Here is a 16511-nt window from a genome sequence, read left to right as displayed (position 1 = left end):
GAATTTTGAATTGCTTAGACTGTGGCTGGTTCTGGCAAGCGTGCGCCAAAGTGTTCAATCAGCAGTTCGCGCAACACTGGCTGCAAGTCCTCGCAGGGAACGCCTTTGGTAACACAACTTCCCAGTTGTGCCTCCTTGCCAACTTTGCCGCCCATGTAAATGTCAACCCCATCCACGGCTTTACCATTTTTGCGTGCTTTGGTGCCCATCAAGCCGATATCTGCAACTTGTGGCTGTCCGCAGGAGTTCGGGCAACCAGTCCAATGAATTCGCACAGGACGAGTCAGTTCTAACTCCATTTCCAATGCTTTAATCATTGCCAAAGCGCGGTTTTTGGTTTCAATCAGGGCAAAGTTACAAAATTGTGCGCCCGTGCAAGAAACGAGCGATCGCGTCAGTGGTTTGGGGTTAATTAGAAACCTATTCAGTAAAGATTCGGTTAAAAATACTTCCAAACGCGAATCAGGAATGTTGGGGATCACAAAGTTTTGTTCAACCGTCATCCGGATTTCACCGCTGCCGTAAACTTCCGCCAGGCGGGCTATTTCAAACATATCCTCGGCATACAACCGCCCCACAGGAACGTGCAGTCCTACGTAGTTCAATCCTGGTTGCTTTTGTTTGTATACCCCAATGTGGTCGCGTTTTTCCCAGTCAATTTCATCATGCGCTGCTGCGCTGATCAATGACTTACCAAACTGCTTTTCGACTTCAGCGCGGAACTTTTCAAGACCCCATTCGTCAATTAACCACATCAAGCGTGATTTTTGCCGATTTGCGCGTAAGCCGCGATCGCGAAAAACTTCCAAAACAGCTCTGCACAAAGCGACGACATCCTCTGGAGGAACCCAAGCATTCAGGGGAATAGCCGCGTCACAACGCTTGGCTGAGAAAAAGCCACCGACGAGGACATTGAAGCCAAACCGAGGTTCAGATTCTTCCCCTTGTCCCTCCAAGAAGGCGGGAACGAAAGCCAAATCGTTAATTTCGGCGTGAACGGAATTATCCCGTCCACCAGTAATGGCAATGTTAAACTTCCGTGGCAAATTGCTAAACTCAGGGTTGCCTTCACCTTGGTTGGTGATCATGTCTTGAATTTGTTGCACCAACTCTCGCGTGTCGAACAATTCATCCGCATCCAACCCAGCAAGTGGATCACCTGTAATATTGCGGACGTTATCCATCCCTGACTGCACGCTGGTTAAGCCAACTGCACGAAATTTATCAAAGATATTTGGTAAATCCTCAATTCGGATACCCCGTAGTTGGATATTCTGTCTGGTTGTAATGTCAGCGCAGGCGTCATCACCGTAACGCTGAATCACTTCAGCGAGTACACGCATTTGCTCGCAACTGAGAATACCATTAGGCATCCGCAGCCGCATCATAAACTTGCCGGGAGTGACTGGGCGAAAAACACACCCATCCACTTCAGCCGATGATCCCGGTCAGTTTCATCCATCGCCTCCCAGCCAAGAGAGGCAAATTTTTCTATTTCTGCCTTAACGGCAAGTCCATCTTTTTCTGCCTTGAATTTCTCAAACTTGTTTAAGCTGGGTGTGGTACTGGTGGTAGTTGCTGCTTCTGTCATGAGTAAAACTCAATTGCAAATTGCTAGTTCCAGAAAACTTCTGGTGGTCGTTGCTCAACGTGAACTTGTCACCCTTCCGGTTCACTAGTCGCCTCAACGGGGGGAACCCCTGCACGGCGCTAGTTCACCTCATAACATCCCGCTTTTATAGGTTTATGAGGTTTATAGTGGAAAAAAGTTTATTTTTTGGTGTTTATATACTTGCTAAAAACAATCTGTCTGTGCACGGTTTGCATGCAGATTGTGTAATTGCTCCGATACACATACATTACTGTTACAAAGCTATTCAAATCGTATACTTCGTTACGAAAAATTATATATATTGCTTAAAATGTATCGAAATGATGCATTTTTTGCATAATATCTACGAACTCAACTGGTGAGGTCACTGTCCTGCCCAGCATACGTACTCGTTGGTGGGGGAGGAATGCCGCTCTGGGATTGGGGATTAGGGACTGGGGACTGGGCAATAGTCTTCCTAATCCCCAATCCCCAGCCCCCAGTCCCCTTTACGTGCCGAGTAAAATCAATTTGGTATGGTTATTTGGAATTTTGCAGATTGTGGATAACATCAACCAGCTTTTGGTGCAGGCGCAAGCAGCATACAATGCGTCTAACTGGTCATCGCTGATTCAATGCTTGCAAAATTTGACTCTGGCAAAGCATTTAGAACATCCAGAGGTACTTAAAAATCAAGAACATCTGCTGGAATTAGCACTATCGGTTTTAGAAACAGGCGATTTTCAGCAACGCTGGGAGATTGCTAAGGTAATAATTTCCTTAGGAAGTATTGCCATCCCCCCATTGATAGATATTTTGAAAGATGAAGACGCAGATGAAGAGTTGCGCGCTTATGCAGCAAGAATTTTGGGGGATTTGAAAAATCCAGATGCAATAGCACCTTTGGTGAAATTACTGAAAACCAATGAAAGTCAGGAACTCAAGGAAATAGCAGCCACTGCTTTAGGGCAAATGGGCGCTGTTGCGATCGCCCCGTTGGCAGAACTTTTAGCACAGGAACAAACACGGTTGTTAGCAACTCAAATGCTTTCCTTCATCCGACAAAAAGAAACTATCACACCTTTGTTGAGCGTCGTGCAAGATCCACAAGTTGCTGTGCGTGTTGTGGCGATTGAAGCACTCAGCAGCTTTCACGATGATCGCGTGCAAACAGTGCTTCTGAATGCTTTGAACGATGTCGCCGCCCCAGTGAGGCGGGAAGCAGTGCTTGGTTTAGGTTTTCGCCCTGAGTTACGCGAAACATTCGATTTGGTGGCAAAACTGCAACCGAGGCTTTATGACATTGACCAAGACGTTTGTTGTGCCGCAGCAGTCGCCCTTTCTAGAATGGGTTGTGACGCTGCGGCACAGGCATTATTTCAGGTTTTAATATCGCCAAATACACCGAGAAGGCTGCAACTAGAAACCATCCGCGCTTTAAGCTGGGTGGGGACACTATCCGGCTTAGAATATTTGCAAACAGCACTTGCTCAACTGCAAACACCCGTTGTCTGGCAGGAAATTGTTACCGTTTTGGGGCGAGTCAGTGGTTCTTTAACCGACAAAGCCGCAGAAATTTTGCTGGAAATCTTGCAAGACAACCATCCAGGAGTTGAAATTGCCAGCATCAAAAGTGCGATCGCCTTATCTTTAGGGCAGTTAGGGAAAATGCAGGCAATAAGTGCATTAACCGAGATGTTAACAGATAAGGATGTTCAAGTCAGACTACACGCCAGCGCTGCAATCAAGAAACTAGATCCTGAAAGCCAATCAAGTGAGTAAAAAAAATTCTTGGCAAACATTGAGCGGTAACAAACAGTACTAATTTACGCCAGAAACTAAGTTAACTTAATGAAAGCATAAGTGTAATTCAGGCTACATCAACATGCGATTAGAGCAGTTGCAAGCCTTTCTGGCGATCGCAGAAACTGGCAGCTTTCAGGGGCAGCAAGAAAATGTGGTGTAACCCAATCGACTATCAGTCGCCAAATTCAGGCAATGGAAGAAGATTTGGGGTTGGAACTGTTCCACAGAACAAGTCAGGCAAAGTTGACATTGGCAGGTGAACGCTTGCTACCTCGCGCCCGTAAAATTTGCCAAGAGTGGCACAGCGCCACGCAGGAAATAGCTGATCTCTTGGCAGGAAAACAGCCAGAACTTTGTGTAGCAGCAATTCACTCGTTATGTGCTTATTATCTGCCACCAGTTTTGCAAAAATTTTGTCATAATTATCCAGATATACAATTGCGCGTGACCTCATTAGGTAGCGATCGCGCCTTAAAAGTCCTCAAAGATGGACTCGTAGATCTGGCAATAGTCATGAATAATCGGTTCTTAACCGCTGGTAAAGAAATGGTGGTAGAAGTACTGTATGATGAACCGATAGAAGTTTTAGTCGCGAACAATCACCCGCTAGCGCAATATGAACGCATCCCTTGGTCAGAGCTGATTCGTTATCCGCAAGTGGTGTTTAAGGATGGTTATGGGATGCAACGCCTGGTACAAGATAAATTTGATCGCTTAGAAGCCACACTACAAGCTGCTTTAGAAGTCAATACCCTGGATGCTTTCCGGGGAGTCGTGCGCCAAGGAGAACTCATAGCCATGCTGCCGTATTCCGCATTAGTTGAAGCACGTATTGACCCCAGCCTTGCAGTTCGTCCCTTAGCGTGCAACAGTCATAGTTCTTTAGCCGACAGTTCTAGTTTGACTCGACAGGTGGTTATGGTCACGACTCAAGACCGACTTCAAATTCCTCCAATTAAGCACTTTTGGCACTTGGTTAAGGACAATGTACCACCACTATTTGACTCTGTTGCACCGTCAGCTTGTTAGCAGTTGTTAGTTGTTAGTCATTTGTCATTTCTCATTTGTTACAAATAATAAACTTTTGACAAAAGACAAAAAATAAAAATATGAGCAAAGTATTTAGGGATTTACTCAAAAAGGTAGGCGGTGGGGAGCATACTGCACAGAACTTAACTCGTGCTGAAGCAGCCACAGCCACCAAGATGATGTTGCTAGGAGAAGCGACACCAGCCCAAATCGGGGCTTTTTTAATTGCTCACCGCATCAAACGTCCTACAGCGGATGAGTTAGCAGGAATGCTGGATGCATATGATGAACTAGGACCCTCACTGCAACCACTCGCCTCCGAAAAAACAGTCATAGTTTTAGGCATACCTTATGATGGCAGAACTCGCACTGCACCCATTAGCCCCGTAACGGCTTTGGTTCTAGCAGCAAGTGGACAACCAGTGGTTATGCATGGAGGAGATTGTTTGCCCACAAAATACGGAGTACCGCTGGTAGATATTTGGCAGGGCTTAGGAGTTGATTGGACTAGACTATCACTGGAGAAAACCCAGCAGGTGTTTGAAAAAACTGGAATTTGCCTTGTTTATACTCCTAAGCATTTTCCCTTAACAAATAGTCTCTGGGAGTATCGTGACCAACTAGGCAAACGTCCGCCTTTGGCAACAATGGAACTGATTTGGTGTCCTTATGCGGGGGATGCTCATATAATCACTGGGTTTGTTCATCCTCCCACGGAAACCTTATTCCAAACGACCTTGGCTTTGCGAGGAGTGACGAAGTTTACAACAGTGAAGGGGTTGGAGGGTAGCTGCGACTTACCACGCGATCGCACTGCTATCATCGGCTTAGCAACAACTCCCAAGCCAGATGACATAGGGATTATACCCATAGAACGCTTACACCTAACCCCTCGTGATTATGGCTTTACAACCAAGAATGTACCCCTCGGTACCACTCAAGAATTGATTGCGGATATGCAAGGGGTATTCGATGGCAAACCCTCCGAACTTATGCAAACAGCCTTGTGGAATGGAGGGTTTTACCTGTGGCGTTGTGGAATTTGTTCAGATATGCGTGAGGGTATAGCCAAGGTAGAGGAATTGTTAACTCGTGGTGTGATTGCTCAGAAACTACAAGAACTTTCTGGGGCAGTCAATTCAGTTTCCACAGTCTTTCAGCCTGTCTAAGAGGTTCATCTTCCTCATGGCATTGCGCTAAGGATGACTTTCCCTTGGTTAATGTCAACATGACACACCGAGTGCGAAGCCATCAGAACAAAACACACAAGCTTTCAGTTGTCTTGATTAGCGGAAACGGCTCTTACGCTGCTTTGACCTGGCGACTGCTTTACGCTTGAGTTTTTGCAGAGGTGTTTCAAAGTGACGATGTTTCTTTAAATCTGGAAAAATTCCCGCCTTGGAAACTTGTCGCTTAAATCGACGTAAGGCTGACTCAATTCCTTCATTTTCGCCCACAACTATTTGGGTCATTCTCTCTCCTACTAAATTGACTTAATTGGTACTTGGGTACAAATAATATAGTAACGTGTGAGTAAAAAGGGCAGAGAAGGAGTCTGCCCTTGTGACCCGAGAGTTAAATCCTTTAGTTTAGGATAAAACAATTGGAGAAGGAGTCAGGCAGGGTATAGCCAGTCTCCTTCTCCACGAATAATAGTGTGGGGCTAGTTTGATAACCCAAAAAACCTGGCTCCTTCTCAAAGTACATAACTTATCTCAAAGCTTAGTAGCGTCCACCACGAGAAGAGTATCCTCCTCCTCCTCCGCCTCTATTGTTTCCGCCCCGTCTATTACCACCCGAACCTCCTTCGGTCTTGGGCTTAGCTTTATTAACTTTGAGGTTCCGACCCATCCATTCAGCGCCATCTAGGGCATCAATCGCCGCTGCTTCTTCATCCTCTGTTCCCATTTCTACAAAGGCAAAACCTCTCTTTTGACCAGTTTCCCGGTCTGTCGCTACTTGAACTCTCTTAACAGTTCCATATTCTAAAAAGACCTCTTTGAGGTCTTGTTCTTCTACATCATAAGATAGATTGCCGACAAAAATTGACATAGAACCTCTCCAGAATCAGGGGTGTAGAGATTTAGATTCGGAGAGACGACTATAATACTAGTCACACAGCCGAAAATAATTCTCACTTTTTTAAAGATAACATAGAAAACGTGATTTCACTTGCGCAACTACGGTCAAATATAGTAAAGTTATTATAAACTGTGTACTATTATCAAATACAATTTGAAGCTAAAAATTCTATGAAATAAGAGTTTGTGAACCAACTTATTTGCAGATGCTGAAATCCTTGCTATGGTTGGTCTACATCGTAATGCGGTAGTTAAAAAACTGCAACCACCAACTCAATGAGTGAAGGCGGTTTCAGAAGTAGTTAATATGTATAAGCGATTATTTATTATTCATTAGAAACCATTAACTATTAACAACTAACAATGAATTAAACAACAGGGAAAATTAAACCTTCTTGGGCTAGTAATGCTTTAGGAAAGATAGATTGGACTTCTAACTGAACTTGATCAAGAAAATCATCATTGTCATCTGGATGATGATGAGAAATGATTAACCATTTCACTTCAGCAGTTTTAGCCAAATCCACAGCAGTATCCCAGTGAAAGTCAGGTTCATGATGATTACGTGCTGCTGGAGGAGCGTAAGTTGCATTAGCAATCAGCAAATCAACGCCTTTTGTGATCTGTGCTATGCGTCCTCGATCCACTTCATTAGAACTTTTCGGCAAATCTGTGACATAGGCAACACTGTACTCTTTCCAAGTGACTCGATAGCCAACTGATTTTTGGTGGTGATTAATGATTGCCGTTGTAATCGTAACATCATCTATCTTCACCACCTTACCAGATGTCAAATTATGGAAGTGCAAGTCAGATTGCATGATCTGCAAAGGGTAAGGGAAGTGCGGCTGGAGCATTTGATCACACAGGCATTGTTTGATCGAGGCTCCATTTAAGGCGGCTGTCCCGTAAACGTGGAGGGAATTTTCGCTGACAAATGCGGGGGCAAAAAAAGGAAATCCTTGGATACGATTCGATTGGGAGTTGCTAAAAAATAAATGAACTTCTAGCGGCGATTGCAGTTGCAGGCAACTTTTTCCAAGTAGGCGTAAACCAGTACCCCCATCAAAAATCAAGTGTTTCCCGGCTACCTGCATTTCTACACAAGCAGTATTGCCACCATATCGGCTGGTGTGGCTGCCTGGTGTGGGAATTAAACCCCGCACACCCCAAAATTGCACCACAAATTCCGACCTTGGGCATAAATGCTGTAGGGGTTGCTCTGAAATTAAGTGGTTATAGGAAGGCGACAGCTCAAAATTTGACATCTTTGCTCGAAACTAAGTCTGACTAAGCAGGTCATCGTAGCGTCGCACTTCCAACAGTCGATTTCTGTCGTCTACAATGACTACTGTGGGAGAGTATGTTTTTAACTCTTCCGAAGTGAACTGCCCGTAAGACATTATAATCAAGCGATCGCCAATAATGCCTAAACGTGCTGCTGCTCCATTCAGTTCAATTGCTGCTGAATGAGCTGCCGCCGGGATCGCATAAGTGATGAAGCGCTCGCCATTGGTAACATTCACTACCTGCACTTGCTCGTAGGGTAAAATACCCGCTTTATCCAATAAAACTTGGTCTATGCTGATACTCCCTACATAGTTGATGTTTGCCGCTGTGAGCGTGCAGTTGTGAATTTTTGCCAAAAGAAGCGTGCGCTGCATTGAGTTTGAGTTTGAGTTATCAGTTGTCAGATACCAGTCTAGACAATAATTAACTGATTACTGTGAGCGTGTTTACTGGTTCAGTGGAACGTGGAAAGGTTTCAGGTCGTTTTTTCGCGACCAGCTTGAACGCACTTTTCTACCAAAGGCAAGACTTGATCAACATCTTGCCACCCACGAATCTCCGTCACCTTTTTCTCTAAATTTTTATATGTGCGGAAAAACTCGGCTATTTCTTCTAGTCGGTGTGGTGCGAGGTCTTTCAAAGATTTGACCGAAGCGTAACGCGGGTCTTTGTCAGGAACGCAAAGAATTTTCTCATCGCGATCGCCACCGTCTATCATCTCTAGCATACCGATGGGTCTTGCTGCTATGACACATCCTGGGAAAGTTGGCTCATCGATAATTACCATACCATCCAATGGATCGCCATCATCCGCCAAGGTGTTGGGTACAAAGCCGTAGTCATATGGGTATTGTACTGACGAGTAAAGTACCCGGTCTAGGGCAAAAGCTTCCAGTTCTTTGTCGAATTCGTATTTATTTTTACTCCCGCCTGGAATTTCAATCAGAACATTAATCAGACCTGGTTTCGGTTGGGCAGGAATACGCGATAAGTCCACAACAAAACTCCTCAGATAACAGTGAATTATGGTAGCTCCATGCTTAGCTCCCCGTGTAGAAGTTTAGGCTAAGATGGACTACTGCTATGTAAAACTTATACAAACGCCCTACATTATTGCATTTTTTGAACGTTAAATTGACACTTATGCGAATTAGCCCCCCTTTTTAACAGTGAACAGCTACCTACGCAGTTATCAGTTAAATACGAGTGGTCGTGCGTCCCCCACCAAGAGCAGCTTTATGCGTTGGTGGTGAGCCACTGCGGTCTTGGGGTTTCCCCAAGTAGAGCAAGTGGCGTTCGTCGTATCCCTTACGGGACGCTCTGCGCTCAGACGTGCCGTGCCTCCTCCGGAGGACGCACGGTACAGGCGATAGCCGTGGCCGTACCCACTAGGCATACCTGGAGGGCGGTGAGCGCATCCCCCAAAGCGCCCGCCTGACTGACTGATAACTGATAACTGATAACTGATAACTGATAACTGTTTTAAGCAACCTTGGGCAGATCAAGTTTTATCCAAAGCGTATTCAGAGATTTCCCCGAAGCGGAAGCAAAGTGTCCATCGTTTCACCAAAGACGCAAAAAAATGAGAAAACAAGAGAAAAAGATAATGACATCAGTCCTGATCGGATTTTTGTCTCTTATTTCCCTTGTTTTCCTTTGTCCTGTTTATTTTTACCGAATTAATTAAGCCTGTGCAACTCTACTTTATGTAAAGTCCTACTTTTAAGGCAAAATAAAATCTCACATTGGATTATTCCTGATTATCTCTCTACAAGCTCTTTGGCAGAAAATTCTGTTTTCTGTTTTTGCTTTCAATAGCTTCCTTGCGGAGACTTCATCTTTTCAACTTTTGTTTAATCTGCATTTGTTTTTACATTATATGTAATGGGTAGGTGGTCATTCTGAACACTGCTTGAAGAGTAGTGTCCAATGACAAACAATGGTAGCGTCAAAGTTAAAAGACCGATTGCAGTTCCCACAATCTCTGCCAATCTATGGGGATATGTATCAGCAGAGTCGGCAGATTGGGTATTTGAATGCATAGAAAATCGAATTTCGTTCCCTGAATTTTAGTTTGGCTCTTTTTAAAAGAGTCTTGCTACTATTTTAGCTATTTTTTGACCTTATACTGTTTTTTAATAAATAATATCAATCGTTTTCTCAGTGAATTATACTTTTTTTTTTATACATGAAACACTTGATACAAAGTTGCTAGAAAACATTTGATTTTTTAGTTTGTCATTAATTTTGCAAGCTACTTTACTTTCCAAAGTCATGATTATTTTACGCATATAGAAATAATTTAGTATTAAATTTTACAATTTAGTTATTTTAGATTATATTTGTAGTCGAACTAAATGTAGGTCATATTTGCGCATTTTAATATGCTCAAAGTCTCGTATAAAATCAGCTTGTATATCATCAGTTGTTGTTTTATACCTTAAATACTTACCCAAGACTCGCTGTGTAAGCATACGCAAAATGAACCATTTACAAGTAATTGTACTTACAATTGTTTGAGACTTTGGGAGAACGAAGCTATTAATCAGTTTTTTGACCGCATATCCACATAGAATAACTACAAATAGATGAGCGAGCAGGTAAAGTATTTGTCAGTGATTACACTCAAAAAATGTTTTTAACTGTGGCTGAATAAATTTGATAGTTCGTCACACAAACATTGATAGCTCAACACTAAAATGTACCAGGTAGTGAGAAAAGTTGATAATTTCCCCTGCACCTCACGCCCTACGTCTAGAAAATCACTCCAGCCTTATAGGGGAGAGGAATGGAAGCGAAGTCAAATGAAATTCATCAAAGTCACGTCATGATTAATAACTCATGAAAAAAACCGCCACTTAATTAGGGCGGTCTGGTTAAGCAATCGGAGGGTATTTACAGCTTACTCTGCCAATGCATGGAATTGTTGTAACAGAGTTTGCAGTTATTACTAGCATCAAGCGCGATCGTTCAACTATCGTCTGGCATATGCACTCATGCGTTCTTTAATAAATCTTATGTAAAGGTGTTTGAACGTAGACTTGATCACACGGGGCATTCCAAAATCGATGGGTAGAAACTTGTCTGGTAGCCGCCAATCATCTATTTTTAGTAAGTCGGGATGCAGGTGAGGAAAGTGAATGCTGTGCAGTTCACCAACCAGCCCCAACCGCATTGATGCAGCGACAGTGGGTACTTGTTCTGGTGGAACATTGAGGATTTCCACCATTGCCCGATCCAACGCAAAGACATCTGGTGATGCTGCCAAAACGCCGAGTGGACGAGGTTCACCGCCACTGGGACCATTGCCTTCATGACCAATGATCCCGTCTATTATGGTTAAGTCGGGATCAATTGCCCTAGCGGTTTCCACTAACATTTCACCAAATCGATTCGCGTCTTTTCCTGCTTCCATATGCCACCAAGCTTTCATCTTGCCTGGAACGCAACCAAACAGGTTTTTGACTCCCAAGGTTAACACCAGTTGGGTATGGGATTTCACCTTCGGTAGGTTAATCACTACATCCGCTTCCATCGCCTCTTTGCACAGCAGCAGATGGTTAAAGCCTTCGTTGACTGTTTGGTAACGCTGACCGTGAAATTCGATAATGGGGAGATTGAGTTCTTCTAAAATAGGCAGATAACCATTTGCCACTGCAACTCCCTTGGCGCTACCAAAAGCAGGACTATCGCCCAAAAATGGCTTGCCACCTGCTTCCATGACTATCTGGGCGATCGCGTAAACGAGTTCTGGACGAGTTGTACACTCTTTGCCAGGACGTGCGCCTGTCAGCAGATTTGGTTTGAGTAGGACGCGGTTTCCTGGTTTCACAAACGCCGCCATTCCTCCCAAAGGTTCCAGCAGCGTTTCTAAAGATTCTTGAAGTGCTTCCCGTTCGTAGGAAGTAGCGCGAATAAGACTAACCGACGGTATTTGGGTTGGCATGATTAAGTAAAGAACGAAGAAGAAAAATAAAGAAGGAAGAATTCTTTCTTATATCTTCCTTCTTTGTTCTTTAATCCGATATGCCGTCGTCTATACTTAGAGGCAAAATCGTACTCATTTGTTCCAGGTTTAACACTTGAGCTAATTGGGCTTCACTCATGAGTCCGCGTTCCAAGACAATCTGCCGTAAAGACTTGCCCGTTTCCAAAGATTCTTTGGCGACAGCTGCCGCATTCAAATAACCAATGTGCGGATTTAATGCTGTTACTAAAGCTAAACTGCCTTCAGCGTATGCCAAACAACGTTCTTGGTTAGCAGTAATTTCCTTAATACAGCGTTCGGTAAGTGCGGCGATGGTATTGCCCAGAATTTCGATACTGTGAATCAGGTTATAGGCAATCAGGGGCATCATCACATTCAGTTCTAGTTGTCCTGCTTGTGCCGCAAGGGCGATCGCACTATCGTAACCCATGACCTGAAAGCATACCATTGATGTCATCTCTGCCATCACTGGGTTGTACTTCCCTGGCATAATCGAGGAACCTGGTTGAACCGGTGGTAGTTGAATTTCTTTTAAGCCAGTTTTTGGTCCTGAATCCATCAGACGCAAATCATGAGATATTTTGACTAGGTCTTGAGCTAGGTTGCGTAAAGCACCGGAAACATTAACAAACGGTGCCATACTCTGCATTGCTGCCATAAGATGGGCTGCAGGTTCTAGAGGCAAATTAATTAACTCTGATATAGTTTTTACCACACGCAACCGATATTGGGGATGAGTATTTAACCCCGTACCGGCTGCACTCCCTCCCAAACCCAGCACCATCAAGTCAGAAGAGGCTGTGTAGATGCGGTTTTGGTGTTCAGTAAGGATGTACGCCCAAGCGCGAAAATTCTCACCCAAGCGCACGGGTACGGCATCTTGCATATGGGTTCTGCCGGATCTAACGACATCTTTGAATTCTTCGGCTTTTTGTTCTAGTGCTGCTATTGCCTTGTCTAAAGCTGGGTGTAGCGTTTTTGATAAAGCCAATAAGCCACCAATACGAATTGCTGTCGGAATCACATCATTGGTAGACTGCCCATAGTTTACATGGTCGTTAGGACTCACGCGCTGGTAATTGCCTTTTTCTTCCCCCAGAATTTCCAAAGCGCGATTTGCTAGGACTTCGTTAACATTCATGTGATGGGAAGTCCCAGCACCAGCTTGATAGACATCTACCACAAATTGGTCGCGAAACTTTCCAGCAAGCACTTCATCAGCAGCTTGGACAATTGCCTCACTTATATCTTGGGGGATACAGCCCAGTTCACCATTAACAATTGCTGTAGCTTTTTTAATAATTATGCCCGCCTCTACGTAAGTAGGTAAAGGGTTAATGCCACTAATGGGGAAATTTTCTGTTGCCCGCAGCGTTTGAATACCGTAGTAAGCAGTACTAAGTAGTTGGCGATCGCCCATCGAATCGCGTTCTATTCTTACGCCAGAATCTGTTTGTTGTGTCATGCTATTTGTTGAAATTAGTCATTTGTAGAGACGCGCCATGGCGCGTCTGTACATCTTCTCATTAGTCATTAGTCAAGAGGTGTGGTCGTAAGTAGTTGGTTAAAGAAGACTTCCTTGTCCGCCCTTGTCCCCTTATCCCCCTGTTCCTAACCTCTTACACCTATAGTTAGCAACTAGACGCATTATCAGCATTGGGTTTTCTAATTTTGAATTAAGAATATCGCGAATTTTGAATTGCTTATGACCTTACCTAACTGGATTACTTTCTCTCGCCTATTGGGTATACCATTTCTGCTATATGGTTTACACAACCCAACACCCGAAGCTAGATGGATTTGTTTGGCGATTTTTCTCGTCGCCTCGCTGACTGATTGGTTAGATGGGTATTTAGCACGGAAACTTAACCAAATCACCGACTTGGGTAAGTTTCTTGACCCTTTAGTTGATAAATTACTGGTGCTTGCGCCGTTACTGGTTTTAATAGAACTAAGGCAAATTCCTGCTTGGGGAGTGTTTCTGATTTTGGCGCGGGAGTTAGCGATCGCAGGTTGGCGCGTCAGTCAACCTAAGATTACGGGAGCAAATATTTGGGGTAAGCTCAAAACTGTGAGTCAAATTGTGGCGATCGCACTTTTGATTGCACCATTACCTCAAGCGTGGCAATTACCTTCTGTGATTGCCTTCTGGATTTCTGTGATCCTCACTTTAATTTCTGGGGCAATTTATCTTTTGCCCGAAAAAGATAACATGACTACCCCAAAAGAAGAAAAAATTTAACATTGGGTAAGGGACACCAAAGAAATAATGAACCACTTATGGAACACTCATGCGACACAAATAAATAATTACTTCATCCAAACGAGAAGTGCTATATTGCTGTTCTAGCCCAGAAAATCATATGTGGGCAATCCAGCAATATCAGTCTGGAGAGCAAACAAGTCACCAGAATAGAAACTTTTTTGGATCTCCTGTTCACTGAGTCCGACTGAGGCAGTGGTGATGTAAAGTGTCTGCAAATCTTCACCACCAAAGGTGCAACTGGTGGGGCGTTGCACGGGTAATTGTATCCGCAATATCTCCTCACCTTTGGGGTGAAAGCGAATCACACACCAACCATCCCACATGGCAGACCAGATATATCCTTCACTATCTATAGTCAGCCCATCGGGATAAAAAGACTCACCAGTTAAATCTACAAAAATCCGGCGATCGCTAATATTGCCTGTGGCTGCATCAAACTCGTAAGCATAAATTTTTTGGTGGGCAGAATCCGTCAGGTAAAATGTCTTTTCGTCAGGACTCCAACCCAAACCATTAGAAATCGTCAGCCCGGTTTCCATTATATGCAATGAACCATCAGGGTCATAGCGATAAAGGCTACCCTGACTTTTACCAGGACACATCGAACCAAACCAGAAACGACCTTGAGGATCACATTTGCCATCGTTAAAGCGATTCTCCGGCATACCTGCTTCCACCTCGATGATCGGCGTTACCTCACCTGTTTGTGTATTGAGAAATGCCAGGCGATCGCGCTGTCCCATAATCAAGCGATTTGCACCTGCTACCGCAAGACAACCGACCACGTCTTGTACATCAAAAAACAAGTTTTGTCCAGTGGCAGGATTGAATTGATTTACCCTATGGTTATAGATATCCACCCAGTAAAGCAGCTTATCGGTTGGATCCCAAGTTGGACCTTCACCCAGACGGGCACGCGCTGCTAAAACGTTATCGAGGTGGTAGTTAGGTGAACTCATATCAGCAAAATCGTTCCAAGTGCGAGATAAAATTTGCGACCGTTTGCCCACTCACAATTTACACCAGCGCCGCAACGGGCGATCGGTACGCCTCTAATGGCGGATTCAATGGACAATACTGGACAACAAGTATAAATAACCATCATGGCGTTGTAATACTGTGCAGTACTTGTGATTGATTATCTGTAGGGTTTTTGTTCCAGTGTTGATATCAAACTGTCCAATTTTGCGAGTAGTTACTCTTCCTGTGTAAGTACCCGCATTTTTTCCTTTGGGGACATTAGCCCTGACAATATCACCCGTTGTGAATCCAAAATGAAACTTGGTATTAGTTTTATGGCTTTTAGGGAAACCGAATTTGTCAGTTACAGACATTTGTCGGCTTCCATGTCCAGTAGCTTTTATTATTAAAGGTTTGACGCCTTTAACGATTAACTTATCTGGAGTTGACCGACCCACACATGCCGCATCAAAATAGTGAGTTTTGGGTAGTTCAAGTTTTGTCCTATTAAACTTTGTCAAACCGCCACTACCTGTTTCTACTAGCAATCCGGTGGATTTTAAAACTTCAAGTAACTTGAATCTACTTGCATTAACAGCAGCAGTGTCGGCTAATTGTTTCTTGGCTTGCGCTTCAATTTTTTTCAAGTGTTCAGGGTCTTTCTTCAGGAAATCCTTAATATCTTTGGTTCCCTTTTTGATGTTGCATTTTTCACAACTCAAGGTAAGGTTTGAAATTCTGTTCGTTCCTCCCTTAGCTCGTGGGTGAATGTGTTCAATCTGTAAAGGTACATCCTGCTTGTCGCAGTATACGCACTTTCTACCAAACTTTTCTAGGAGGTATTCACGAGTTTCGTAGCCTGCCAATGTTCCTTGTTGATATTCCTTCCCACTCATTTCAGGATTTTGTATTAGTTGAGTGTCAAACTTAACTAGTTCTTGTGATATAGCCGTAATTGGTGCAAGTCTCATCAATCGCCTTACCCACGTCTGAATGTTGTAAACACGACTCATTAAACTTGGTGGCAGCCAACCGTCAGGACGTTTTCTGTTATTAAAACGTGGTTGACGATAACGGCTTTTTCTGGCTCTCCTACTTCTTCTTAATTGTCTGCGAGAAGTTAAAGCAACTCTTACAGAAAATCCTCTATGTTGAAGTTCTGCGGTAAATACGACTTCACCAGTTGAATCATTAATTACGGCTATCCCTGTAGTTTTTGAACCTGGATCAATTTTGATTCTTAAAGGTTGTACTGGTACATCTGGACGTGATTCTTTTAAAATGATAGTAAAGGGAAATTTGCGAAATACCGCAGCTTTACCATTTCTTAAAAGCTGTCTTGCTTGTGCCGAATGAACGGGATCAAGCCTAGAGTTGCAACAGTGAGTCGTCAGAGGCTCCAAACCCTCGTTACCAGGTTCAACCTGGTAACGAGATATTAGAGCCTCTGGCTCTTGTTGGGTGCAAAATCTGAGTTTTGGCTTTTTACTTTTAACCAAA

The 16511-nt window shown here is 43.8% G+C and carries 13 protein-coding genes and 2 pseudogenes; 4 read left to right on the top strand and 11 right to left on the bottom strand.

Annotation, left to right across the window (positions count from 1 at the left end; translation table 11 throughout):
* Positions 1-14: 14 nt before the first annotated feature.
* A pseudogene (locus tag V5G28_RS06135) lies at positions 15-1591 on the bottom strand (ferredoxin--nitrite reductase).
* 561 nt (positions 1592-2152) lie between these two features.
* On the opposite strand from V5G28_RS06135, the gene V5G28_RS06130 reads away from it, so the two are divergent.
* The 3 genes and pseudogenes from V5G28_RS06130 to V5G28_RS06120 all read left to right on the top strand — a co-directional run bounded on the left by V5G28_RS06130 (position 2153) and on the right by V5G28_RS06120 (position 5595).
* Complete coding sequence (locus V5G28_RS06130; RefSeq protein WP_332994054.1) at positions 2153-3373, top strand: HEAT repeat domain-containing protein; 1221 nt, start codon at positions 2153-2155, stop codon at positions 3371-3373.
* A gap of 103 nt (positions 3374-3476) precedes the next feature.
* Positions 3477-4426: pseudogene (locus tag V5G28_RS06125) on the top strand (LysR family transcriptional regulator).
* An 80-nt stretch (positions 4427-4506) separates the two neighbouring features.
* Positions 4507-5595: an anthranilate phosphoribosyltransferase family protein gene (locus V5G28_RS06120; protein ID WP_332993944.1), complete on the top strand. Its 1089-nt coding sequence runs from the start codon at positions 4507-4509 to the stop codon at positions 5593-5595.
* A gap of 117 nt (positions 5596-5712) precedes the next feature.
* On the opposite strand, the gene rpsU is transcribed toward V5G28_RS06120, so the two are convergent.
* The 8 genes from rpsU to V5G28_RS06080 form a co-directional block, all read right to left on the bottom strand.
* Positions 5713-5898: a 30S ribosomal protein S21 gene (gene rpsU, locus V5G28_RS06115; RefSeq protein WP_041040619.1), complete on the bottom strand. Its 186-nt coding sequence runs from the start codon at positions 5896-5898 to the stop codon at positions 5713-5715.
* Positions 5899-6148: 250 nt separating this feature from the next.
* On the bottom strand, positions 6149-6478 hold the full coding sequence (locus V5G28_RS06110) for an RNA recognition motif domain-containing protein (protein ID WP_096566424.1): 330 nt from the start codon (positions 6476-6478) through the stop codon (positions 6149-6151).
* Between the two features lie 397 nt (positions 6479-6875).
* On the bottom strand, positions 6876-7775 hold the full coding sequence (locus V5G28_RS06105; protein WP_096566422.1) for an MBL fold metallo-hydrolase: 900 nt from the start codon (positions 7773-7775) through the stop codon (positions 6876-6878).
* A 12-nt stretch (positions 7776-7787) separates the two neighbouring features.
* Positions 7788-8171, bottom strand: coding sequence for an aspartate 1-decarboxylase (gene panD / locus V5G28_RS06100; RefSeq protein ID WP_332993939.1), 384 nt, complete (start codon positions 8169-8171; stop codon positions 7788-7790).
* Between the two features lie 101 nt (positions 8172-8272).
* Positions 8273-8794 (bottom strand): inorganic diphosphatase, encoded by a 522-nt coding sequence (locus V5G28_RS06095; protein WP_332993937.1) that lies wholly within the window; start codon positions 8792-8794, stop codon positions 8273-8275.
* An 856-nt stretch (positions 8795-9650) separates the two neighbouring features.
* On the bottom strand, positions 9651-9839 hold the full coding sequence (locus tag V5G28_RS06090) for a hypothetical protein (protein ID WP_096566416.1): 189 nt from the start codon (positions 9837-9839) through the stop codon (positions 9651-9653).
* Positions 9840-10771: 932 nt separating this feature from the next.
* Entirely contained in the window at positions 10772-11743 is a 972-nt protein-coding gene (locus V5G28_RS06085; protein ID WP_332993933.1) for a DUF362 domain-containing protein, read from the bottom strand.
* A gap of 70 nt (positions 11744-11813) precedes the next feature.
* Positions 11814-13250: an aspartate ammonia-lyase gene (locus V5G28_RS06080; protein ID WP_332993931.1), complete on the bottom strand. Its 1437-nt coding sequence runs from the start codon at positions 13248-13250 to the stop codon at positions 11814-11816.
* Positions 13251-13490: 240 nt separating this feature from the next.
* Here V5G28_RS06080 and pgsA point away from each other — a divergent pair, with 240 nt between their 5' ends.
* Entirely contained in the window at positions 13491-14027 is a 537-nt protein-coding gene (pgsA, locus tag V5G28_RS06075; protein WP_332993929.1) for a CDP-diacylglycerol--glycerol-3-phosphate 3-phosphatidyltransferase, read from the top strand.
* A gap of 104 nt (positions 14028-14131) precedes the next feature.
* On the opposite strand, the gene V5G28_RS06070 is transcribed toward pgsA, so the two are convergent.
* Both V5G28_RS06070 and iscB read right to left on the bottom strand, forming a co-directional pair.
* Positions 14132-15010, bottom strand: a complete 879-nt coding sequence (locus V5G28_RS06070; RefSeq protein WP_332994052.1) for an SMP-30/gluconolactonase/LRE family protein — start codon at positions 15008-15010, stop codon at positions 14132-14134.
* 105 nt (positions 15011-15115) lie between these two features.
* A complete protein-coding gene (gene iscB, locus V5G28_RS06065; protein ID WP_332994048.1) occupies positions 15116-16414 on the bottom strand; it encodes an RNA-guided endonuclease IscB in 1299 nt (432 codons plus the stop codon).
* Positions 16415-16511: the final 97 nt, after the last annotated feature.

Origin of the sequence: Scytonema sp. PRP1, from assembly GCF_036697665.2 — a bacterium.
Lineage (GTDB): Bacteria > Cyanobacteriota > Cyanobacteriia > Cyanobacteriales > Nostocaceae > Kalymmatonema > Kalymmatonema gypsitolerans.
This window is presented reverse-complemented; position numbering and strand designations above follow the sequence as displayed.

Bases quoted from the DNA above. Each gene is read 5' to 3' on its own strand.
- V5G28_RS06070 (WP_332994052.1), bottom strand. From the start codon at position 15,010: ATGAGTTCACCTAACTACCACCTCGATAACGTTTTAGCAGCGCGTGCC.
- panD (WP_332993939.1), bottom strand. From the start codon at position 8,171: ATGCAGCGCACGCTTCTTTTGGCAAAAATTCACAACTGCACGCTCACA.
- V5G28_RS06085 (WP_332993933.1), bottom strand. From the start codon at position 11,743: ATGCCAACCCAAATACCGTCGGTTAGTCTTATTCGCGCTACTTCCTAC.
- rpsU (WP_041040619.1), bottom strand. From the start codon at position 5,898: ATGACCCAAATAGTTGTGGGCGAAAATGAAGGAATTGAGTCAGCCTTA.
- V5G28_RS06080 (WP_332993931.1), bottom strand. From the start codon at position 13,250: ATGACACAACAAACAGATTCTGGCGTAAGAATAGAACGCGATTCGATG.
- V5G28_RS06120 (WP_332993944.1), top strand. From the start codon at position 4,507: ATGAGCAAAGTATTTAGGGATTTACTCAAAAAGGTAGGCGGTGGGGAG.
- V5G28_RS06110 (WP_096566424.1), bottom strand. From the start codon at position 6,478: ATGTCAATTTTTGTCGGCAATCTATCTTATGATGTAGAAGAACAAGAC.
- pgsA (WP_332993929.1), top strand. From the start codon at position 13,491: ATGACCTTACCTAACTGGATTACTTTCTCTCGCCTATTGGGTATACCA.
- V5G28_RS06105 (WP_096566422.1), bottom strand. From the start codon at position 7,775: ATGTCAAATTTTGAGCTGTCGCCTTCCTATAACCACTTAATTTCAGAG.
- V5G28_RS06090 (WP_096566416.1), bottom strand. From the start codon at position 9,839: ATGCATTCAAATACCCAATCTGCCGACTCTGCTGATACATATCCCCAT.